Here is a 22287-nt window from a genome sequence, read left to right as displayed (position 1 = left end):
TTACCATTTAAGTTGATAGGAAACACTCGGCATGAAAGGCATCAGGTTAGACAGCTGCATCGTCACCTTCCCCGGTCGCCGCTCATCGCCTCGCCAGGCCGCTTCGGTGGCGAAGAACGGGTTGAATTGGTTGTAGGCGTTCAGGATGCTGATGTTCCAGGTGCGGATCATTCCGTTCTTTTTGACTTTGGTGAAATTCACGCCCAGGTCGAGCCGGTGATAGGGCAACAGGCGAACGTTGTTGCGGCCGGAAACCTGGCTGATCCACTGGAGATTGGATCCATATATGCTCATATACTGGCCAACGGATACGGTGAGCGGGGCGGCGGATTGATAAGTCCAACTGGCGGTGAGCTCGATGTTTTTCCGCAGTTTGTACGCAGCCAGTATATGCAGATCGTGCCGGCGGTCGTACTTGTAGGGGAATCGCTTTCCCATGCTCACCCCGTCCAACTGGCGGTAACTCCAGCCCAGGGTATACCCGATCCATCCGGTCAATCTTCCTGTCGGCTTTTTCAGCAACAGCTCCAATCCGTATGCGCTCCCTTTCCCGACGGCGATACTTTGCTCCCATTGATTGTCCCGGATGGAAGTGATGTAACCCATGCCGTCTTTGTATTCGATCACATTGCGCATGCTTTTGTAATACGCTTCGGCGGAAAATTCGTATTTGCCACCGAAGAGGTTTTTCGCAACGCCGACAGCGTACTGGTCTGCCTGTTGGGGGCGGATGTATTTGGTGGCGGGTACCCAGAGGTCGGTGGGCAGCGAGATCGTATTGTTGGCCAGCAGGTGGATGAATTGGGTCATGCGCGAATACGAGGCTTTCAGCGCCCAGTTCCCCGGCAGCATGTACCGCGCGCTCAGCCGCGGCTGCAGCGAATTGTAGAACCTCCCCTGCACGGCGAACCCGCTCCAATGCAAACCCGCGTTCACTTTCAGGCGGCGGGTCAGTTCCCAGTCGTCTTCCGCGTACAGGTCAAATTCGGCGCCGCGTACACGCTCGTTGGCGTTGGTGGAATCCAGGACGCCAACGCCGCTCCCTTCCTGCCGCTGCCGCATCACGCCCGGCGAAAACACCCTGTACATCGCCGAAGTACCGAACCGGATGGTGTGTGATGGCTTCGGCCGGAAATCGAAATCCATCCTTCCCCCGTAATCCTCGATCCCGGTATGCAATTCCAGCCGCTCGGAAAAGTAAGAACCGTTATACATTTCTTCCAGGCTGTTCTTCACCTTGAACTGGTATCGCGAGCCGATGAGCATCGCATTGGAGAAAAGCCGGGAAGAAAATACGTGGTTCCAGCGGAACGACGCGATATGGTTCCCCCAGCTCACATTCGTGTTATTGATACTGTAATCATCTTTCCGCTCTTCTTTATCCGGGATGTCGCGGGTGCGGATATGCAGCTGATCGCGGCCGCTGTACACGCTGAAATAGAGCTGGTCGCGGTCGGAGATCCGATGGTGGACTTTGGCGTTGACGTCGTAGAAATACGATTTGAATTTCTCGAGCCCCTTATCGTTGCGTTTCACAAAAAAAGTAGCGGCCAGGTCGGGATAGGACCGGCGGGCGGAAACGATGAAAGACGTTCTGTCTTTTTTGATCGGCCCTTCCACCGACAGCGAGGCCGCCAGTAGCCCGATGCCGGCTTCGCCATGCATTTGCTGCATGTTGCCGTCTTTGGTGGTGATGTCAACAATGGATGAAAGGCGGCCACCGAAACGCGCAGGGAACGCGCCTTTGTAGAGCGTTACGTCTTTAAGCGCGGCGGTGTTGAAAGTAGAAAACACACCCAGCAGGTGCATCGGGTTATACATGGGCGCACCGTCGAGCAGGATGAGGTTCTGGTCTGGCGTACCGCCACGCACCAGCAGGGCGCTCGTGCCTTCGGTGCCCTGCTTCACGCCGGGCAGTAATTGCAGGGTTTTGAAAAGGTCTTTCTCCCCGAGGATCCGCGGCGTGGAGCCTACAACGCCCAGCGGCAGCGTGATCCGGCTCATCTGCGAACTTTCTTCGATCGATTCGGCGGCAGTGCCCTTCACGGTTATTTCATGTAATTGCTGGGTAATGGGTTCCAGCAGCAGGTTCAGATGCGCATCGTCGCGGAGGAGCAGCACGGTATCCAGCCGGCGGTAACCCATGTAGCCGACTTGCAGGCGCAAGCTATCGGCGGGCAGGGAAAGACTGTAAAACCCGAAGCTATTGGTGACCGTTCCCTGCTGGAAGTCGGGCGCAGCCAGCGTTACGCCCGGCAACCGTTCCCCGCTGCCGGCGTCCGAAACGAAGCCGCTGAGCGTTTTGGCCGGCGGCCGGGGAATGATGAGCACGTTCATCCCGCTTTTGCGGAAGCTTAAATGCGTGCCGGCTAACAGGCTCGTCAGCACCGCTTCCGGCGTCATGTCGCGGAAAGTGCGGGCGGCTACGTTCAGGTGTTTCACCCGGCTGGATTCGAAAGAAATGTGCCAGCCGGTTTTGGTTTCCAGGAGGCGAAAAGCCGTGTCCAGCGTAGTCCGCGGGAATGTGATCGAGATTTTCCCGGACTGCCGGGCAGATACGCCCAGGCAGCACAGGAAGAGCATACATGTCAGGTAAAATCGCATGGTATCGGTTTGGGATGGTCCCGGCAATACGTTCCCTGCCGCTTTTCGGCGGGGCGCGCATCCGGCGGATTAATTTGTCGGATTCGGGTTATGAATTGAAAAATGAAACGGTGTTCCCTTCCTGTTTCCAGGGGATCCCGCTGAGCAATTGCAGCATATCGAAAAACTGGGGGGCCGTCATGCCGCCTTCCACGATCGCGTTGAACCGAACTTCGCGCATGGTTTTAGGATCATAACGCAGTTCCAGGCCAAAGCGCCTTTTCACGAGAGCAGCTACCGTGGCGAAGTCGGCTTCCTTCAGCTGGTACGTTCCGCTGCGGGGATCGGGCTGGTCGCCGGTGGTTTTATGGACGGGTTTCCCCCGTTCGTACCCCAATCCTTCCTTCGCGCGCAGCACTCCTACCACACCGGCGCTATCGCTCACCTGCACGGCCCCGGAAGCCACGTACACGTCTGTCTGCGGGAGTTCCGGCCAGCTGGTAACGGTGAACCCGGTGCCGAGGACTTTCACTTCCAGCCCCTTTCCCGTTATAACCCTGAAAGGTTTTTCGGTGGATGGCCCTACTTCGAAGAAGACCTGTCCATCCGGCAGTTCCACATGTCTATCACCGCCCGCAAACCCTTCGCGATAGCGGATCGTGGAGCCGGCAGCGAGCCAGGCGCGGGAGCCGTCGGGCAGTTGGATGTTGCGGGAACTGTCGCCCGCCGGAACACGCACTTCTACGATAACCGGGGAAACGTGCTGTTGCCGGAACATCCACCATCCGCCCGCCAGCATCGCCACTGCGGCCGCAGCGGCGCTCCAGGTGCGGATGGCGCGCCTCCGCGCGGAAACAGCCACCGTTCCGCCGATGGCGTCAAATACGGCCTGTTTCATCTCCCTTCCGGCCACAGCCTTGCCTTCCGGCGTTCCCCGTTGCGGGAAACCGTCGTACCAGCGGTGCAGCTCCGCCAGTTCTTCCGGCGTGCAGGCATTGGCGGCGTGTTTGTCCAGTAGCTCCTGGATGCGGGGATCTTCCATGTTTTTCTCCTTGCTGATGTATAGACAGCGCCCGGACCATCCCGGTACTATGCGTCAGAAAAATATTTTTAACCATTGCCCCAGCCCCTTGCGCATTTTCTTCAACGCGCCAGACAGCTGGTTCTTCACCGTTTGGGGCGACAACCGTCTTTTCTCCGCGATTTCCGCCACGCTCAAGCCCAGTTCACGGCTGTCCGTAAACACTTCGCGCATCGCTTCCGGCAATTGGGCCAGCTGTGCGCGGTAATGGCTTTCCAGTTCGCGGGCCGCCACTTTTTCGGAAGCGTCGTGGCTCAAAACGGGGAGGCTTTCGCCGGAAAGACGGGTGTATTTCTCACGGACGGCGGCGGATTGTAAATGATTCAGGACGCGGCGGCGAACGGCCGACCGGAAATATGCCCCGGGCGATTCGCGGATGAGCAGCGTGGCGCGCTGTTGCCAGCAGTGGATAAATGTTTCCTGGACAATGTCTTTGGCCGCGTCTTCGTCGCGCAGACGCCACCAGGCCGTTTCGTACAGCGGCTCCCAGAGGCGGTCGTACAGTACGCCGAACGCCCGGAGGTCGCCAGACCGGGCTTTATCCCACAATTCGGGATCGGACAGTTGCAGGTGAGGGTTGGGTGACATACGGCGGCCCGAAAATAGCCATCAAAATGTTAATATGTTCTTAAAGGTTGATGGGTGACCTTCGGGGAATGATTACCTTTGCGGGATGGATTATTTCAGCAGGCTCCGGCAGTTGTTGCAGCAGGAGAAGTCGGACGACAGGGAAAATTACCGTAAACTCACAGAAAGCGTATCCGTGTCCGAAAGGCGCGCCAATGGCCTTTCCTGGTACCCCGTGGCCATCCGCGGTTCGGAAATGAGCCGGGGCGATTACCTGACGGTGGAAATCGAGCGCACCACGCATCACGATGTGCCGCACCAGCTGCGTTTCGGCGCGTCGGCCGTGCTGTTTTCGCAGCATGATCCGAAGGAGTACCGTGCCGAGGGTACCATTGCCTGGCAAAGCGGCAACCGCCTCAAGATCACGCTCAAAACGGATGAATTGCCGGAATGGGCAGACAGCGGCAAACTGGGCATCGATCTGCTGTTCGACAATGCCAGCTACGAAGAAATGTTCTCCGCCCTCCAGAAAGCGGAATCTCTCCTCGAAAAATCTACCGAAGGCCGCCTCGTGCGCGTGCTCACCGGCGCGGAACAACCTGCGTTCGACGCACATCATTCACCCTTTTCCTCCCAAACCCTCAACCCTTCCCAACAGGAAGCCGTTAATAAAATTTTGTCCGCCAACGACGTGGCCGTAGTGCACGGCCCTCCCGGCACCGGCAAAACCACCACCATCGTACAGGCCATCAAGGCGCTGCTTTCCAACGACGATAAAAAGATCCTCGTGGTGGCGCCCAGCAATGCCGCGGTAGACCTGCTCAGCGAGAAACTCTTCGCCGAAGGCCTCCGCGTACTCCGTGTAGGCAATCCCGTTAAAGTATCTGAGAAATTGACGGACATTACGCTGGATGCGCAGGTGAGCAACCATTCGTCTGTCAAGGAAATCCGCCGGCTCCGCAAGCAGGCCAACGAGTTCCGCGATATGGCGCATAAATACAAACGCAATTTCGGGAAGTCGGAGCGCGAGCAGCGGAAAGCCCTTTTCGCCGAAGCCCGCAACATCATGCAAAGCGTCGAAAAGATGGAACAGTACATCGTTTCGGACATTCTCGACAAATCGCAGGTGGTGACCGCCACGCCGGTGGGCGCGCAACATTACACCGTCCGCCACCTGCAATACGATACCGTGGTGATCGACGAAGCCGGCCAGGCCCTGGAGCCCGCCTGCTGGATCGCCGCGCTGAAAGGGAAAAAAGTGGTGCTCGCCGGCGACCATTGCCAGCTGCCGCCTACCATCAAATCGGCAGACGCCGCGCGCAACGGCCTCGCAGAAACCCTGCTCGAAAAGCTCGCCGCCCGGCATCCGGGATCGGTGACCATGCTCGAAGAGCAATACCGCATGCACAATACCATCATGGGATATTCCTCCTCCGCATTTTACGACAGCCGTTTGAAAGCGCACCCTTCCGTGGCGGGGCACCTGCTTTTCGGCGAAGATGCGCCGCTGGCGTTCGTAGACACGGCGGGCTGCGGGTTCGATGAAAAGTCGGAAGGCACCAGCACCTCCAACCCCGAAGAAGCGGCATTCCTCTTCCGCCACCTGGCGGGCTTCGTGGAAACGCTGTTGCCGCATTATCAACCCGGCAATTTCCCTTCTATCGCTGTGATTGCGCCATATAAGGAGCAGATCGGTTTGCTGCGCGAACAGCTCGACCATCATCCCGATCTTAAAATTTTCGGTGACAGGATTTCCGTCAATACGATCGACAGCTTCCAGGGGCAGGAGCGCGACGTGGTGTATATCAGCATGACGCGCAGCAATTCCGACAACAAGATCGGCTTCCTGTCAGACATCCGGCGGATGAACGTGGCCATGACGCGGGCGCGCAAAAAACTCGTGGTCATCGGCGACAGCGCAACATTATCGAGATTGCCGTACTACGCGGGTTTTATCGCCTACGCCGAAGCGAACGATGCTTACAAAAGTGCGTGGGAATATATGGTGTAAAAAAGTACCCGCCATGCTTCGGTGTAAACCTGGGCAGGGCGGGCGGTATATGTTGAGGCAGCCGGAGCCGCCATGAGGTACCTGTGGGGATTGGCCCCAATCAAGTACAAAGCAAAGATAAAGGCATGTTGGATGCAACCATTGCAGCGACGCACTTTTTTAAGCACAACTTATCCAGCAATATTTTCTTACGGGAACACACAATAAAAATCCCCCGGAATGCTATGCGTTCCGGGGGATAATCATTTTTGGAATTATTGTTATATACCTTACCGGAACATCGGCTGGTATTTACTTGCAGGCGTTTTCCATCCGCTCAATTTCACGGCGAAACCTGCGTAAAAAGAACGACCGGGCGCAGCGTTGTAATAACGGCCGGCGGCGGCGTTGATGTCGTTGCCGAGACTGTAGGTTTGGTTGAGGAGATTTTCGCCTCCGGCGAACAGGCGGCCATCCCATCCCCTGCCCTTCAGTTTGTATTCGGCTTTCAGGCCAAGCAGGTGGAAGGCGGCGGATTTATCGGTATTGGCGTCGTTCATGAAAATATCGTCGTTGTACAGCCAGGTGGCGAAAAGCGAGAACGCAGGACTGATGCGCACATCCGCCGAAGCGGTGAGCGCATGTTGCGGCGTTCCGGGAAGACGGTTGCCGTTAAATGATTTGCCGGCCTGGGAAAACTCGTCGTACCGAAAATGGTGGAATGTCCACCCGCCACGGAGCCCCAGCACATCCAGCGGCTGATACGCAAGGGCCACTTCCGCGCCCTGTTGCACGGTGGCGCCGGCATTCACGAAGTAATCGGCGCCGGAAGCGTCCCGCCGCTGCACGATCGCGTCTTTCAACTGGAAGCGGAACAGGCTCACGTCGTACCGGAAACGGCTGTTGCCGCCGCGTGCGCCGGCTTCGTAGTTCCATCCTTTTTCCGCCTGCAGATCGGTATTGATGACGCTGGTAGATGGCAGCAATTCGGCTACCGCCGGTGGCGAGAACCCTTTAGACACTACGGCATACACACTGGCCCAGGCGTTGAACTGCTTCAGAATGGCCAGTCGCGGCGCCCATTCCTTGTCGTATTGCGTGGAGAACCGGAATACCGGCGTTTCCGACACCCTGCGGATCGTAGTATTGGCGCCGTTCATGCTCAGACCGGCCGTGAACACCCAGCCGCCGCCGAGCACCAGCTCAGACTGCGCGAAGAGGGACAGGAGGCCGTTGCGGATGCGGTCGTCTGTCTGCAGCATGCCCGCCTCGCCGTTCTTATTCGCAGATACCCGCGTGCGGAAATTCCCTGTTTGTGCTTCCGCTCCCGCCAGCACGCGCCAGGGCCCCTGTTTCCAGGTCACCACCGTCCGCGCCCCGGCATGGGGCTCGTTGCGTTGTTCGTAATTCCGGATAGACGGGTTGCGCAGGCCGCTCCAGGCGCCGTACACGCCCACGGCATGCTCCCAATGCTCGTTCCAGCGGTACGCCCATTTCAAGCCGCCCCACAGCGTTTGCTGGTAAATGGCGGCATGTGCGCCTGCTGCGGAAGGGAAAGCCCCCGCTGCCGGGCGCGCCTGCTTCGGATTAGCGAGAAACTGCGCCAGCGTGAGACCGCCGGGCGTTTCGTAATAGAGATCGCCGGCCAGCAGGTGCGCTTCCAGCACAGACCGTTCGCTGGCCTCCCATCTGCCGCCCCAGCCCGCCACATAGCGGCGCATGTAGGTACGGTCGCGGTACCCGCCTGCCTCCTGCCACGATGCCATGGCCTGTTGCCGGAACTTCGTGCTGCCGAAATCGGCGCTGACTACCGCCTGGTGACTGCCGAAACTGCCGGCCGTATACCCCGCGCTGAAGCTGTTTTCGGGGCCGAAGCGGCGGTCTCCCAGGAGAACGCCCCCTGTTCCGGCGCCGTACAGGCTGCTCCCGGGGCCTTTCAGCACTTCGAGGGAGGAGAATATGACGGGAGAAAACTGGTTGAGGTAAGTATTGCCGCCGGGATCAGTGAACGGCAGGCCATTATAATACATTTTGACGTTGCGGACGCCGAAGGGCGACCGCAGGGAGCTGCCCCGGATGTTTAACCGGTAACTGCCCGGCGAACGCTCTTCCATGCGCACGCCCGGCGCCGCGTTGAGCGCGGGCACGAGGGAGCCGGGGGCTATCCGCTGCAAATCCTGCTCCCTGATAACGCTCACCGCCCCGGGAACGGTGGAGAGGTCGCGCTGCTGGGCGTACCCCTGCACGGTAACGCCCTGGAGCACCGTGGTATCCGTTTGTGCAGCGGCCGGCAGACCGAAGGCCATGGCCGCTATGATCATCTTTCTTTTCATAACTCGCAGCTCGTAAAATAGGAAAAATCCGGGTTTAATTATTTCGGGTTAATTTTGCGGTTTAAACGAATCCGAATTTGAGCGCACCCGTATTCCTCATTACACCGCCTTTTACACAGCTGAACACGCCTTACCCGGCCACGGCCTACCTGAAAGGTTTCCTCAATACCAGGGGCATCCCCTCCGTACAGGCAGACCTGGGCATCGAAGCCACCGTGGCGCTGTTCTCCAAAAACGGCCTTTCCACCCTCTTCGCCCGCATTCCGGCGGATAGGGAACTGAGCCCCAATGCGGCGCGCATTCTCGCCCTGCAAGACGATTACGTGCATACTATCGACGACGTGATCTCTTTCCTGCAAGGCCACAATCCCACCCTGGCGCACCGGATCTGCAAGCGCGACTTCCTCCCCGAAGCGTCCCGCTTCTCCCAGCTCGAAGACCTCGGCTGGGCCTTCGGCTCCATGGGCACGCAAGACAAAGCCAAACACCTCGCCACCATGTACCTCGAAGATCTGTCCGATCTTATCCAGGAATGTGTGGACGAGCACTTCGGATTCAGCCGCTACGCCGAAAAACTCGGCCGCTCGGCCAACAGCTTCGATGAATTGTACGAAGCCCTCCGTCAACCCCTCACTTACGTCGACGAAATCCTGATCCGCCTGCTGGAAGAACGGATGAAAACCATACAACCCGCTATGGTGGCCATTTCCGTGCCCTTCCCCGGCAACCTCTACGCATCCCTCCGCTGCGCGCAATATATTAAACAACATTACCCGCAGGTGAAAGTGTGCATGGGCGGCGGATTCGCGAACACCGAACTGCGCTCCGTTTCCGACCCGCGCGTGTTCGAATTCTACGATTACATCACGCTCGACGACGGCGAAGCGCCCATCGAAAACCTCTACCGCCACATCACCGGCGAACTGCCGGAAAGCGACCTGAAAAGGACTTTCCTGCTGAAAGACGGGCAGGTCACTTACATCAACAACGCATCCTGCAAGGATTATAAACAAGGACAGGTAGGAACGCCCGACTACAGCGATTTCCATCTCGGCAAATACATTTCCGCCATCGAAGTCGTTAACCCCATGCACCGCATGTGGAGCGACGGCCGGTGGAACAAGCTCACCATGGCCCATGGCTGCTACTGGGGCAAATGCACTTTCTGCGACATTTCGCTCGATTACATCCGCCTGTACGAGCCCGTGGCCGCGGCCATGCTGGTAGACCGGATGGAGGAGCTCATCGCGCAAACGGGCGAAACGGGATTCCATTTCGTGGACGAAGCCGCGCCGCCCGCGCTCATGCGCGCGCTGGCGCTCGAGATCATCAAGCGGAAACTCACTGTGAGCTGGTGGACCAACATCCGCTTCGAGAAAAGCTTCACCCGAGACCTGTGCCTGCTGTTGAAAGCCAGCGGCTGCATTGCCGTGTCTGGCGGGCTGGAAGTGGCGTCTGACCGGCTTTTGGAGCTCATCCAGAAAGGCATTACCGTGGCGCAGGTGGCGCAGGTGAACCGCAATTTCACCGAAGCGGGCATCATGGTGCATGCCTATCTCATGTACGGCTTCCCCACGCAAACCGCCCAGGAAACCATCGACTCCCTGGAAATGGTGCGCCAGCTTTTCAAAACGGGCATCCTCCAATCCGCTTTCTGGCACCTGTTTACCATGACGGCGCATAGCCCGGTGGGGCTGAATCCCGAAAAATACCAGGTCAAACGTGTATCCGAAACCGTTGGCGCTTTTGCGAACAACGACCTCGAGCATATCGACGATTCCGGCGCCGATCACGAACAGTTCGCGTTCGGGCTGAAGAAATCGCTCTTCAATTTCATGCACGGCATTTGCCTCGACGATCCTTTGCAGCATTGGTTCGAAATGAAAATCCCCCGCACCAAGATCCCGCCCGATTACATCGAAAAAGCCCTGCAGGAAGACGCGCTCGGCGCCCGCAAACCCACGGCCAAAGTGGTTTGGCTGGGCAAAAAACCGCAGGTGCAGACGCTGACCAAATCGAAAAAAGGCAGTACCTGGGAAGTGACTTCCCTCACGTTCCAGACGCGCAAGGAACCGCTGAGCATCAGCGTGGGCAAGGAACAGGGGATCTGGCTGGCCGATATGCTGGAAAAGTTATCGGTACAGGCCGCCACGCCCCTCACGCTCAAAGACGTGGAAGCGAGCTATAGCGCTGCAGGTTTGGAGGATTTCGAGCTGTTCTGGGACAATAAGCCCGTGAACACGCTCCATAAAGCGGGATTGTTACAGCTGTAGGATCAGCGTTTTTTCGGCCGTTTTTTCGGTTTGCCGTATTTCAGCTGCATTTTCTCCTTGTGGCTGATTTTCACGTTCACCTTTTTGTTCTTTTCCAGCTTTTCGTGGAACGCGCCGCCGCCTTCCGTGGTGCTGCGCAGTTTCAGCTTGATGTTGGGAACGATGACTTCCGGGATTTCGGATTTGATGAGCACCGTCGAAATTTCCACTTCGGCGGGGATCGCCTCTTCGGGAACTTCGAACTTCATGAGCGCTTCGGCTTGCCGGAGCAGGGGCATTTCTTTTTCCGTCACGAAGGTAAGGGCATTGCCTTCCGCGTCTTTACGGCCCGTACGGCCGATGCGGTGGATGTAGTTTTCGGGGGATTCGGGCATGTCGAAGTTGATGACATGAGACACCTCGGCGATGTCGAGCCCGCGGGCCATGATATCCGTCGCGATCAGCACCCGGAACACGCCTTCGCGGAACTGGCGGACGCTGTTGAACCGGAAATTCTGGTCTTTATTGGAGTGGATCACACCTACCGCACCGGGCATGTGCTCCGCCATTTTTTCGTACAGCTCGTCGGCCAGGGCTTTGGTGGACGCAAAAACGAGCACCTTGCTCATATCCGGCCTGTTCAGCAACAGGTATTCCAGCAAATTGACTTTCGTATTGAAATTGGGGACGTGATACACGGTTTGCCGGATGTTGGCCAGCGGCGTTCCTGCCGGCGCCGCTTCGATCACGGTAGGGTTATGGAAGAAATCGTGGATGATGGCGTCTACCTCGGGTGTCATCGTCGCGGAAAACATGAGGTTCTGCCGGCGAACGGGCAGCATGTCGAGCACACGGGTGAGCTGGGGGCGGAAACCGAGGTTCAGCATTTCGTCGACCTCATCGATCACCAGCCGCTTGATGTTTTTCATCTTGAGTGCGCCGCTGAGGATCAGGTCTACCAGCCTTCCCGGCGTGGCCACCACGATATCGATCTTACCGTCGGCCGCAGCCATCTGGCCTTTCATGTTCACGCCGCCGTAAAAACCGGCGGTTTCGACAGACATGTATTTGGTGAGTTGTTGCACGGCCGTGGTCACCTGTTCCACGAGCTCGCGGGTGGGAACGAGGATCAGCACCTGGGGATAACGTTCTTTGGCGAACGACCACAGGCGCAGGCAGGGCAGCAGATAGGCGAAAGTCTTACCCGTGCCCGTTTGCGCGATGCCGCACACGTCCTGCCCGGACATCACCACGGAGAATGCTTTTTCCTGGATGGTGGTGGGCGTGGAAACACCCAGGTCTTCCAGGGCGTTCAGCAAAGGCTTGTTCAGATTTAAATCCTCGAATGTCATAGCCGGCAAAATTACGCCGATTCCTGCTCAAATCGGCATCCATCCGTGAAAAACACAATTCCTGCCCTTGAAATCGAAGGTATTACAATATTGAATTCCAACACTTTAGCTACCCCAAACTACATTTCGGAAAAAAAATCCGACGTCCCGCATGATAAAAATATTACATTCGCCCACCATAAGCGCGGCCGGCGAAGGCGAAGGCATTTCCGGGCGTGCGGGGAACAACTGTTTACATTCACAATCAACCTACAACTGACGTCTAAAACGCGCCACAGGAGCGCATATGCTGTACTTTCAACCAAACCGATCCTTATTCCACCATGAAGTCACCAGGTAAAAACACATTTGGTTTATTGCTGCGCTTTGGCGGCATGATGCTATTACTTTCCTTTATCGTCCGGATGGCGCTGCTGATCTGGTCGTGGCAAGATGCGGCCATCGGGTTTGCATCGTTTTTTCGCGTGCTGGGTTACGGGCTGCTGTTCGACATTGGCGTGGCGGTCTTTTTCAGCCTGCCGTACGCGTTGTACCTCGTGCTGGTACCGGCGAAATGGAACGATACGTTCGTGAACCGGGCCATTACGTATGCGGGGTTCTTTCTGACCACGCTCATCCTCATGTTCTCGTTTTTCGCGGAATTCACGTTCTGGGAGGAGTTCGGGAGCCGTTTCAATTTCATTGCGGTGGATTACCTGATCTACACGTATGAGGTGATCAACAACATCAACGAATCGTACCCGCTGCCGATCCTGATCGGTTCCATGCTGGCGATCACGGCGGTGCTGATGTGGATCTTTGTGCGGAGGGGCTGGTTCCGGATGGCATTCAAGGGCCAATCGGCGTTCCTGCAGCGGATCTCCGTGCTGGTGACCCTCGTGGTCATTGCGGCGGTCTATGCATTGTGGGTACCCAACGCGCTCGCCGAAAATGGCAGGAACCGGTACCAGGACGAGCTCGCCAAAGCGGGTGTATATTCCTTCTTCTCGGCGTTCAAGAACAATGAACTCAATTACGAACATTTTTACCGGCTGATCGATAATAAGGAAGCCTTCGCCATGATGCGCCACCAGCTGGGCGACAGCCTTTCCTCCTTCGACGGGAAGGATTTCTCCATCCGCCGGAGCATCAACGATAGCGGGGACGCCGTTCGCCCGAACGTCATCCTCGTGACCATCGAAAGCCTCAGCGCCGATTTCCTCGGCAGGTTCGGCAATACCAACGGCCTGACGCCCGTGCTCGATTCCCTCGCCAAAGAAAGCGTCGTTTTCACGAACATGTACGCCACCGGCACGCGGACCGTCCGCGGGATGGAAGCCCTCACGCTCGCGGTGCCGCCCACACCCGGCAGCAGCATCGTGCGGAGGCCCGGGAACGACAACCTCAGCACCGTGGGCGCCATTTTCCGCCAGCAGGGCTACGCCACCGGGTTCTTTTACGGCGGGGACGGGTTCTTCGACAACATGAACAAATTCTTCGGCAGCAACGGATACGCCATTACGGATAAAGGACGGAACATGCTGGTAGACGACGATATCGATTCCGCCCGCACTACCATCCCCGATTCCCTCATCAACTTCCGCAACGCCTGGGGCATCTGCGACGAAGACCTCTATCACACCGTCATCCGCGATGCAGACGCCAAGCACGCCGCCGGCAAACCGTTCTTCGATTTCGTGATGACCACCTCCAACCACCGGCCTTTCACTTACCCGGAAGGGAAAATCGATATCCCTTCGGGATCGGGGCGCGATGGCGCGGTGAAATATACCGACTACGCGATCGGGCAATTCCTCAAAACCGCCCGCACCAAACCCTGGTTCAACAATACCGTCATCGTTTTCGTGGCCGACCATTGCGCCAGCAGCGCAGGCAAAAACGAGATCGACATCTCGAAATACCACATCCCCGCCATCGTTTGCAACCTTCCCGGCGCAGGCACCATGGAAATCGGGAAAATGTGCTCCCAGATCGACCTGTTCCCGACCCTGTTCTGCTTCCTGAACTGGGATTATTCCAGCAATTTATATGGGGAGAACGTCCTCAGCCCGAATTACTCGGAACGGATCATGCTCGGCACTTACCAGAAGCTGGCGTATATGAAAAACGACCGCCTGGTGATCCTGAGCCCGCAGCAGGTAGTGGAAACTTTCCGGTACAACAAGGCAGCTAACGAACAGGTTCCCGTACCGGCAGATCAGCCGCTGGTGAAGGAAGCCATCGCCAATTACCAGACGGCCTACTACCTTTTCAAAAACGGAGGAATGAAACTATAATACACCCAACCTACCACTGTTACACCTTGGCCCGAACGCTTTCTTTGGCGGTTCGGGCCTTTTTCTGCTTGCCCGGGCCGGCCGCGCTTGATTAATTAAATATTTTTATTATATTAGATAAGCGAAAAGCCTACGTCAAACCCTATTCATCATCCCCAACAATTAGCCTATGCAACAGAAATTCAACCCATTTCTCCTTTTGATCCCGTTACTATTCTTTTCATTTTCCGTAAACGCACAAACGGTTACGTTCGACTACACCACCTGGGCGGGCAATTCCAATTGCAACAAATTTTATCCGGCGGTGAATATCAATGGCTATGAACATGCTACGGTGATCGGCCAGCCGGGGTTTAACAGTTCCGGCAGTAATAAATACCTGACGATGGATGCGTCCAATTCCAGTGGATCATCGCCGAAGGGCACGGAGTACCGGATCGCCTATCCATTCAAAACCGGATTTTCGTACAGTATCAAAGTAAATGCTGCAGGGATCGGCACGCCGGCCGATGTAATGGTAAGGGTCAACATTACATCGTCTACCGGGAGCAGCACGGTGTGCAACGGTGCTGCGAGCATTACTCCCACCACGAGCGGAAACCTCATCCAGGCGGCCGCTGTGAATACGAATTTTGCGGATTACACATTCAATTATGGCGTATTCTCCGCTCCCCAGAGTTACCTGGTGATCGCGGCCGTTCAGCCTTTAGGCACGGTTTTCCAGACACTTTGCATCCGCAGCGTAACGATCACGGAAACGCAGGTGAGCGCAGACCTGTCGCTTTCGCCGACGAGCGTGGCCGGCACCTGTGGCCAAAGCATGTCGCAAACATTCACCCTTTCCAATCCGAATAATGTGCCCGGCATCACCGCTTACCAATGGACGGTTGGCAGCGGATGGTTGCATAACGGCGCAACGCCGTCGAATCCCATCACCACCACCACGCCGTCGCTGACGCTGACGACAAATTGCCTCAGCGCCAATCCCGGCAATATTTCGGTAGGGGGTTACAAAGGCGCCAGCCTTTACAAAACCTACAACGCCACTACCAGCTACAACGGTACGCCGCCCGCAATCACCCTGAACGGCCCTGAAGGGATGTGCGCCAGCACTACCACGCCCGTCACATTTACCGCCAGCAGTTTCTGGGCCTGTGCTCCCGGCGTCGCCTACACCTGGACGAAGAGCAGCAACCTCACGCTGTCCGGTTCCGGCGCCAGCGTGAACGTATTGCCCGTTGCAGGACAATCGGGCGCGGCCTGGGTGGAAGTGACAGCCAGTTCCAATTGCGGCAGCTCCACCGTCCGGAAAAATGTAACGCTCGACATTATGCCTTACGCCACCGGCGGCACGCATTACACGGTCAACCCCGCGGGCGGAGGGCCCCTCCTGCTGGGCGGCTCCACGAACCTGGTATGCGGCATCATGCAATACACGCAGGTAACGGTAGATCTGGTCGGCGTCACGTCGTTTTACAATATCACCAGTTCCGGCCCGCCTCCGGGTGTAACCTGGGGCAGTTGGGGCAATTCCTTTTACTTCGACTGGCTGGAACCGGAATCTTCCGTCACTTTCACCGCCACGTTGAAGAACGGTTGCGGACAAACGGACGTGGATATGCATTTCGCGTATTATTGTCCGCCGGAACAGGTGCTCTTCAAAAGCGACGCGTTCATCGCCTATCCCAACCCGGCCATATCGTACCTGCTTGTAGAGCCTAACCGGGAAAGCAAGTCCGCTAATTTGAAGCAGGCCTTCACCATCCAGCTGTTCAACGAAAAGGGAACGCTCCTGCGCTCCATGAACAGCGCCGGCGGCGAAGGGCGCATCAACATCCCGACCGGCAACCTGCCGCAGGGCACGTACTACCTGCACATCCTGCAGGGGCAGCAGCTGCATAAAAAACAGGTTTCCATCAAGCGATAAAACGCGCGGGCGCCGCAAAGCAAAGGCCCGGACCAATCGGTCCGGGCCTTTGCCGTATGGGAATGTTTCCCTGGAATTATTTATTGGCTACCAGCTCCACGTCGATGGTGAAATCGTCGTAAATCGTTTTGTCGCCCAGGTTCTCAAAGAAGCTCTTGGAGCGGTACTTGATGTCGAACTTGGTACGGTCGATGGTGATGGCGGCTTTCGCGTTCAGCTGGTTGCCGTTCACGACCACGCTCGCGGGGAAAGTGATGGGCTGCGTGATGCCTTTGATGGTGAGGTTACCGGTGATATCGTACTCGTTGCCGGATTTCTTTTTGGCGGAAGTGATGGTGAACGTGGCGTTCGGGTGTTTTTCCACGGAGAAGAAATCATCGCTTTTCAGGTGGTTGAGCAGGCGGGCGTTGCCGTTGGCGTCTTTGATATCTTCCACGGTCATGCTGCGGGTATCGATGGTGAAGGAGCCGCCTTTCAGGGTGGAGCCGTCTACCTGCAGATCGCCGCCGGAGATGGAGATGGAACCGTTATGGGAGCCGGTCACTTTTTTGGCGAGCCAGGCAACTTTACTCTTGGCACCGTCTACCTTGAAGGCAACGGGAGCGGCTTCGTTTTTGAAAGAAGGTGCGTTGGACACGGGAGCGTTGAACGACATCAGCACGGCCGCGCCGCTGATGAAGAGGATGGTAGCAAGTTTACGCATGTGATAGTTTGATTTGTATCATCCAATATACAGCAGTATCGATAACTTTCACATTTGTTTTACAAACATTTCACATAAGTTTTACATTCTGACGGGTACTTTAGTGCCGTGATCGTTCGCAGGTCTCCTCCGCCATTCTAAGGCCTGGCAAATTGCCGGTCTTTCATCCGCCCAAAAAAGCCCCTGAACGAACGGTCCTGTAAAACCCATTGCAACGCCTGACCCAGTGCAAAAGATATTTGAACCGTGGCGTACGAGCCGGTTCCCTCTCCCCGGGAACCGGTTTTTTTATGGCCGGTTGATATCGCCCAGGTCCACTTTCCGCCTTTCCTTGATAATGATGTGCGTGGTATGGGTGAATACCTTGTCGCCGTTCCCGTATTCCAGGAACATTTCCAGGGGCATCACCACCGGCGGGTACGATCCTTCGCGCCGCATCCGTTCGATCTGTAATTTGAAATGCTCGGGCATGAGGGAATAACCGGGGAAAACGGAGTGCGGATCGAGCGGGATCCAGACGTAGGCCGTTACTTTCGTATGCGAGGTGTTCACTACCCGCGGATCGTGGCGCAGGTTCTGGGCTACATATTCCTCGCAAGCCACACCCGCGATCACTTTCTTGGACCCCGTGCGCCGGAGCTCGCTCAGGTAGCCGATTTCCCCGGGGTAAACGGGCTCCATCCCCTCCAACTCCAGCTTCGACTTATCTCCACTCGCCACACCCGCCACACCGGCCAGTTTCAGCTGCGATTCCTTTTCAAAATCCCCGAAAAAATAATACTTCGTTCCCGTACTGCGGCTCTTGAGCTGGATGTTGAACGCCGCCTGGGTGCTGCTGTAATAAATAACGATGTCTTCACCCCCGTCGATCACACGCTGGTTGCCCTGGAAAGCCTCGCTTTCCTGGTACACGGCCCAGTCGTATTCGTAAGCGGAATCAATGCGGACGGCTTCGTCGCCCCCGATGATCAGTTTGGGGTCAGGCGTTGCGGGCACTTCTTCCGCGGCTTTCTTCTTCCCCGTGATCTTCTGCAAAAGCTGTGCGTGCGCGGAAAACGCGAGCAGCGAAACGAGCGCCGCCGTTATAATAGGTATTTTCATAGGCGTAAGGTGCCGGAAAAATACTCATATTATTTTAATTCGCAATACTAACTCACCATGAGGCTGCAACCGCGCAGTGCAGACCGGTCTAACCGGCCGAGCACTTCGAAACTCCCGTCTGAATGGATTTTGCCGATATCGTCGGTGGCGATGAAGGAGCAGGAATGGATATTGGCGAGGTCGATGACGTTGATGACGCCTGCGGCGGATGCGGAACTGAGCTGGAAGGGATCGTTTTCGTCGCGCACGAGCACTTTCATCCACGGCGGACAATTAAACACACCGTTGCCTTTGGAATAGGCCTGGGACAGGAGCTCCGTCATACCATATTCCGCGTGGATGGCCGGGGTACCGAGGCGTTCCTGCAGAAAGGCGTGGAGCTCCTGGCGGGTCCATTCTTCGCGGCGGCCTTTCATGCCGCCGGTTTCCATGACGATGGTATGGCGCAGGTCCATCCGGTGGTTTTCCGCGAAATCGAGCAGTCCGAACGTGACGCCGATGAGCAGGGTGGGTTGACGGCGGGCTTCGAGGGCCAGCAGGGTGTCGGCGAGCTTTTCGTGCTCATAGAGGTAGAACCCGCTTTCGGGGCGGCGGCTGCGGCGGATCATGTCTTCCACCATATATACCAGCGACGAATTTTTCCTTTCGAGGTAAGACGGCAGGAGGCCCAGTACCACGAAGTCTTCCACGGGCCCGTAAAACCTGCGGAAAGCGTCGAGGAAACTGCGTGTATAGAGTTCCGTATCCTTTACTTCGTGGCGGCTGTTGACGGTTTGTGTGGTGCCGCTGCTTTCGAAGGTGACGGCCGGTTGGAATTCGCCGGTCACGATGCGGTGGGTTTTGAAGAACGAAATGGGGAGATACGGCACCTGTTCGGGGGTGCAGACGGTGGAGGGGTCTACCTTCAGTATGTCCACATAAGCCCTGTACAGCGCGTTACCGGCGTACTGGTGCCTGAAAATGGCGGGCACGAGGGCCATCGGGTCCTTTTCCGTAAATATCCTGGCGGCAAGTTCGTCCTTCATAGCGACGGCAAATTTACGAATCCCGGACGTTTATGTAACAAACCATGCAAAGGCGGCGTTAAATAAGCGGTACTTTGCCTTTTGCCTAATTTAATGTACGTTTGTCATATGAAGAAAATCCTCATTCTCTCCGCGTTATCGCTCGTGGCATTCCTGGGATGTAAAAAGGATAAGGACGGCGGCACCAAGCCCATCCTTACCTTTAAATCCGCCTCCACTCTCGACGTTCCGAAGGAGATGGAGGAGGTGTTGCTTTATTTCAATGTGAAAGATGGCGACGGCGACCTGGAAGACCACTGGCATGTGGTGGAACTGTTCCATTACGCTGATACGACAAAATTTGACGCCATGCCGCTTCCCAAACTGGAATCCCACAAGGGCACGAAGCTTGATGCGGAGATGATCATCATCCTCAGCGATGTCCGCCAGGGCAACTTCCTCCCGCTGCACTGGGAAAATCCGGTGTACAACCCAGACACCGTTCAATACAAGGTTTTCGTGACCGATAACGCCGGCAATTCCAGCGATACCATTACCACTCCCAAGATCGTTCTGCGCCGCTAAATCGTTGCTCGTGAATGACCGGCTTTCCGTACATTTACATTTATGAGCAAGATCCAGGAACTGCAATCCAAGATCGCCGAAGCACAACTCGGCGGAGGACAGGTACGAATCGATTCCCAACACAAGAAAGGCAAGCTGACCGCCCGCGAAAGGCTCAGGCTCCTGCTCGACGAAGGCTCCTTCGAAGAGATCGGCATGTTCGTCCATAACCGCAACCGCGGCATGACCACCGACCAGGAACAGTTTCCCGGCGATGGCGTCGTAACCGGCTATGGTACCGTCAACGGCCGGCTCGTGTACGTTTTCTCCCAGGACTTTACCGTATATGGCGGCAGCCTCTCCGAGCCGCATGCCCGCAAGATCTGCCGCGTGATGGACCTTGCGATGGAAAACGGCGCTCCCCTCATCGGCCTCAACGACAGCGGCGGCGCGCGCATCCAGGAAGGTGTGGTAAGCCTGGCGGGATATGCCGATATTTTTTACCGCAACACCCGCGCGTCGGGCGTCATCCCGCAGATCTCCGCGATCATGGGCCCCTGCGCCGGCGGAGCCGTATATTCCCCCGCTATTACTGACTTCATCCTCATGGTGGAAAACACTTCCTACATGTTCGTAACGGGCCCCAACGTGGTGAAGACCGTGACGCATGAAGAAGTGACCAGCGAAGCGCTCGGCGGTGCCCAAACGCACGCCACCAAAAGCGGCGTTACGCATTTCGCTTGCGCCAACGAAGTGGAATGCATCCAGACGATCCGCGAGATGCTGTCTTACATCCCCCAGAACTGCGAAGAAACCGCGCCATCGCTGCCATACGAGCCCGGCAACGAATCGCGCCCCGCCCTCAATAATATCATCCCCGAAAATCCGAACCAGCCATACGACATGAAAGACGTCATCGCCGAGCTCACGGACGCCGATTCTTTCCTGGAAGTGCACAAGGATTTCGCGGACAACATCATCGTAGGCTTTGCCCGCATCGCAGGCCGCAGCATCGGCATCGTGGCCAACCAGCCCGCCGTGCTGGCCGGTGTGCTCGACATTCACGCATCCGTGAAAGGCGCGCGCTTCACCCGCTTCTGCGACGCTTTCAATATTCCGTTGCTCGTACTGGTAGACGTTCCCGGCTTCCTGCCCGGTACCGACCAGGAATGGAACGGCATTATCACCAATGGCGCCAAACTGCTCTTTGCACTGAGCGAAGCCACCGTTCCCAAGATCACCGTTACCACCCGCAAAGCTTATGGCGGCGCGTATTGCGTGATGAACTCCAAACACATCGGCGCAGACCTCAACTTCGCGTTCCCGCAGGCCGAGATCGCTGTGATGGGCCCGAAAGGCGCCGTGGAGATCATTTACAAAAGGGAAATCGACGCCGCGGCCGATCCGGAAGCGCGCATGAACGAACTGGTGGCCGAATACACGGAACGCTTCGCCAATCCGTACCTCGCCGCCGAGAAAGGGTACATCGACGAAGTGGTGATACCCGAAACCACCCGCGAAAAACTCATCAAAGGTTACGCCATGCTGGAGAATAAAGTGGTAGACATGCCGCGGAAGAAGCATGGGAACATTCCGTTGTAACGGAACCGGACAAACGATAATACCATCGCTCCCAAACCCGGGAGCGATGTGCTTTCTACCCTACCCGATCAAAATCCCTTACTATGGAATATATAGCTATAACCGGTCACCGCAGCAATACGAACGTGTCCCGGATCCTGGAACTGGCCGGATTGTTTGACATCCCCGTAGTACAAAACGACCCGGAATATGATCCGGAAGTAGCGCCCGGATTGAAGGATTTCTGCTTCCATCGGAAAACCGATTTTCTAATACAGTTCACAGACAAACCTACGCATGCCCATGAAAAACCGACATCCGCAGGACTAACTTTTTCGCTTCAGACATTCGGCATACATGGCACCCATCCTATTTTTCTCGATTTCCTCGACCGGCTGCGGTCTGAAAGCGATTTATACAAAAAGCTTTACCTGATTTTTGCCAGCGAGTGGGAAGTAAGCGATTTTAACATCAGATGCATGAAAGTAAGAATGGGGCAGATCCGGGATTATTTCAGCGTACATGTCGGCTGGCAACTGGTTTTCTATTCAGCGAAGTCCGGGAATCATCAAATGGAATTTGATAGTCCGTTGATTTTTGAGATTGAGGAAAGTGTATGAAAACTGAAGCGGCCTATATCATGTAGACAAATGCTCCCCCAGGTTCTGGTCTGCTCTTTTTATTCGATTGCGCTACTTTAGAGAACTCTTTCAGCCTTTTCACCTGTTCCAAAGCTTCGGCATATGAAATTTCTGGCTGCTTTGCAATGATCCTTTTCCCCCTCAATGATCTTTCCTCTAACGATATTTTCAAGTTTGCTTCTGGAATCATTGTAGTTGTTTTGTTAATAATAGCATTTTTAGGGATACGAAAATTTTTCAGCCGCTTCCCCAAACTTCCCATAACACGTTCATGCAATAAGAATACCGGTTGAAAATCATTTCTTTGCACCAAGTTTTCAACCCTTATACCC

At 56.2% G+C, this 22287-nt stretch carries 16 protein-coding genes; 7 read left to right on the top strand and 9 right to left on the bottom strand.

Annotated features, from left to right (window positions below):
• The 3 genes from WJU22_RS12535 to WJU22_RS12525 all read right to left on the bottom strand — a co-directional run bounded on the left by WJU22_RS12535 (position 1) and on the right by WJU22_RS12525 (position 4252).
• A complete protein-coding gene (locus WJU22_RS12535; RefSeq protein WP_341843571.1) occupies positions 1-2604 on the bottom strand; it encodes a TonB-dependent receptor in 2604 nt (867 codons plus the stop codon).
• Between the two features lie 88 nt (positions 2605-2692).
• The gene (locus WJU22_RS12530) at positions 2693-3625 is read right to left on the bottom strand and encodes a FecR family protein (RefSeq protein WP_341843570.1); all 933 of its coding nucleotides are present in this window, start codon (positions 3623-3625) and stop codon (positions 2693-2695) included.
• Positions 3626-3679: 54 nt separating this feature from the next.
• The gene (locus WJU22_RS12525) at positions 3680-4252 is read right to left on the bottom strand and encodes an RNA polymerase sigma-70 factor (RefSeq protein ID WP_341843569.1); all 573 of its coding nucleotides are present in this window, start codon (positions 4250-4252) and stop codon (positions 3680-3682) included.
• 85 nt (positions 4253-4337) lie between these two features.
• Here WJU22_RS12525 and WJU22_RS12520 point away from each other — a divergent pair, with 85 nt between their 5' ends.
• Entirely contained in the window at positions 4338-6242 is a 1905-nt protein-coding gene (locus tag WJU22_RS12520; protein ID WP_341843568.1) for an AAA domain-containing protein, read from the top strand.
• Between the two features lie 269 nt (positions 6243-6511).
• Here WJU22_RS12520 and WJU22_RS12515 read toward each other — a convergent pair whose 3' ends face one another.
• Positions 6512-8554, bottom strand: a complete 2043-nt coding sequence (locus tag WJU22_RS12515; protein ID WP_341843567.1) for a TonB-dependent receptor — start codon at positions 8552-8554, stop codon at positions 6512-6514.
• Between the two features lie 77 nt (positions 8555-8631).
• Here WJU22_RS12515 and WJU22_RS12510 point away from each other — a divergent pair, with 77 nt between their 5' ends.
• On the top strand, positions 8632-10827 hold the full coding sequence (locus WJU22_RS12510) for a B12-binding domain-containing radical SAM protein (protein WP_341843566.1): 2196 nt from the start codon (positions 8632-8634) through the stop codon (positions 10825-10827).
• 2 nt (positions 10828-10829) lie between these two features.
• Here the strand turns inward: WJU22_RS12510 and WJU22_RS12505 are convergent, their stop codons facing one another.
• Positions 10830-12158, bottom strand: coding sequence for a DEAD/DEAH box helicase (locus tag WJU22_RS12505; protein ID WP_341843565.1), 1329 nt, complete (start codon positions 12156-12158; stop codon positions 10830-10832).
• Between the two features lie 374 nt (positions 12159-12532).
• Here WJU22_RS12505 and WJU22_RS12500 point away from each other — a divergent pair, with 374 nt between their 5' ends.
• On the top strand, positions 12533-14434 hold the full coding sequence (locus tag WJU22_RS12500; RefSeq protein WP_341843564.1) for an LTA synthase family protein: 1902 nt from the start codon (positions 12533-12535) through the stop codon (positions 14432-14434).
• A 169-nt stretch (positions 14435-14603) separates the two neighbouring features.
• A complete protein-coding gene (locus WJU22_RS12495) occupies positions 14604-16361 on the top strand; it encodes a T9SS type A sorting domain-containing protein (protein WP_341843563.1) in 1758 nt (585 codons plus the stop codon).
• 76 nt (positions 16362-16437) lie between these two features.
• On the opposite strand, the gene WJU22_RS12490 is transcribed toward WJU22_RS12495, so the two are convergent.
• The 3 genes from WJU22_RS12490 to WJU22_RS12480 form a co-directional block, all read right to left on the bottom strand.
• Positions 16438-17064 (bottom strand): YceI family protein, encoded by a 627-nt coding sequence (locus tag WJU22_RS12490; protein WP_341843562.1) that lies wholly within the window; start codon positions 17062-17064, stop codon positions 16438-16440.
• Positions 17065-17352: 288 nt separating this feature from the next.
• The gene (locus tag WJU22_RS12485; RefSeq protein ID WP_341843561.1) at positions 17353-18165 is read right to left on the bottom strand and encodes a hypothetical protein; all 813 of its coding nucleotides are present in this window, start codon (positions 18163-18165) and stop codon (positions 17353-17355) included.
• 47 nt (positions 18166-18212) lie between these two features.
• Entirely contained in the window at positions 18213-19190 is a 978-nt protein-coding gene (locus tag WJU22_RS12480; protein ID WP_341843560.1) for an acyl transferase, read from the bottom strand.
• Between the two features lie 108 nt (positions 19191-19298).
• Between WJU22_RS12480 and WJU22_RS12475 the strand changes: the two genes are divergently transcribed.
• The 3 genes from WJU22_RS12475 to WJU22_RS12465 all read left to right on the top strand — a co-directional run bounded on the left by WJU22_RS12475 (position 19299) and on the right by WJU22_RS12465 (position 21934).
• Positions 19299-19754 (top strand): hypothetical protein, encoded by a 456-nt coding sequence (locus WJU22_RS12475; protein ID WP_341843559.1) that lies wholly within the window; start codon positions 19299-19301, stop codon positions 19752-19754.
• Between the two features lie 42 nt (positions 19755-19796).
• Entirely contained in the window at positions 19797-21335 is a 1539-nt protein-coding gene (locus WJU22_RS12470) for an acyl-CoA carboxylase subunit beta (RefSeq protein ID WP_341843558.1), read from the top strand.
• A 125-nt stretch (positions 21336-21460) separates the two neighbouring features.
• Positions 21461-21934, top strand: a complete 474-nt coding sequence (locus WJU22_RS12465) for a hypothetical protein (protein WP_341843557.1) — start codon at positions 21461-21463, stop codon at positions 21932-21934.
• A gap of 13 nt (positions 21935-21947) precedes the next feature.
• Here WJU22_RS12465 and WJU22_RS12460 read toward each other — a convergent pair whose 3' ends face one another.
• On the bottom strand, positions 21948-22268 hold the full coding sequence (locus WJU22_RS12460; RefSeq protein ID WP_341843556.1) for a hypothetical protein: 321 nt from the start codon (positions 22266-22268) through the stop codon (positions 21948-21950).
• Between the last annotated feature and the right edge of the window lie 19 nt (positions 22269-22287).

The sequence above is a fragment of the Chitinophaga caseinilytica genome (genome assembly GCF_038396765.1).
Lineage (GTDB): Bacteria > Bacteroidota > Bacteroidia > Chitinophagales > Chitinophagaceae > Chitinophaga > Chitinophaga caseinilytica.
The sequence above is the reverse complement of the archived record's forward strand: the minus strand, read 5'-3'. Positions and strand labels throughout refer to the sequence as shown.

What these genes read in the sequence shown, in the direction of transcription:
- WJU22_RS12535 (WP_341843571.1), bottom strand. Translation starts at nt 2,604, where the DNA reads ATGCGATTTTACCTGACATGTATGCTCTTCCTGTGCTGCCTGGGCGTA.
- WJU22_RS12530 (WP_341843570.1), bottom strand. Translation starts at nt 3,625, where the DNA reads ATGGAAGATCCCCGCATCCAGGAGCTACTGGACAAACACGCCGCCAAT.
- WJU22_RS12525 (WP_341843569.1), bottom strand. Translation starts at nt 4,252, where the DNA reads ATGTCACCCAACCCTCACCTGCAACTGTCCGATCCCGAATTGTGGGAT.
- WJU22_RS12520 (WP_341843568.1), top strand. Translation starts at nt 4,338, where the DNA reads ATGGATTATTTCAGCAGGCTCCGGCAGTTGTTGCAGCAGGAGAAGTCG.
- WJU22_RS12515 (WP_341843567.1), bottom strand. Translation starts at nt 8,554, where the DNA reads ATGAAAAGAAAGATGATCATAGCGGCCATGGCCTTCGGTCTGCCGGCC.
- WJU22_RS12505 (WP_341843565.1), bottom strand. Translation starts at nt 12,158, where the DNA reads ATGACATTCGAGGATTTAAATCTGAACAAGCCTTTGCTGAACGCCCTG.
- WJU22_RS12500 (WP_341843564.1), top strand. Translation starts at nt 12,533, where the DNA reads ATGATGCTATTACTTTCCTTTATCGTCCGGATGGCGCTGCTGATCTGG.
- WJU22_RS12495 (WP_341843563.1), top strand. Translation starts at nt 14,604, where the DNA reads ATGCAACAGAAATTCAACCCATTTCTCCTTTTGATCCCGTTACTATTC.
- WJU22_RS12490 (WP_341843562.1), bottom strand. Translation starts at nt 17,064, where the DNA reads ATGCGTAAACTTGCTACCATCCTCTTCATCAGCGGCGCGGCCGTGCTG.
- WJU22_RS12485 (WP_341843561.1), bottom strand. Translation starts at nt 18,165, where the DNA reads ATGAAAATACCTATTATAACGGCGGCGCTCGTTTCGCTGCTCGCGTTT.
- WJU22_RS12480 (WP_341843560.1), bottom strand. Translation starts at nt 19,190, where the DNA reads ATGAAGGACGAACTTGCCGCCAGGATATTTACGGAAAAGGACCCGATG.
- WJU22_RS12475 (WP_341843559.1), top strand. Translation starts at nt 19,299, where the DNA reads ATGAAGAAAATCCTCATTCTCTCCGCGTTATCGCTCGTGGCATTCCTG.
- WJU22_RS12470 (WP_341843558.1), top strand. Translation starts at nt 19,797, where the DNA reads ATGAGCAAGATCCAGGAACTGCAATCCAAGATCGCCGAAGCACAACTC.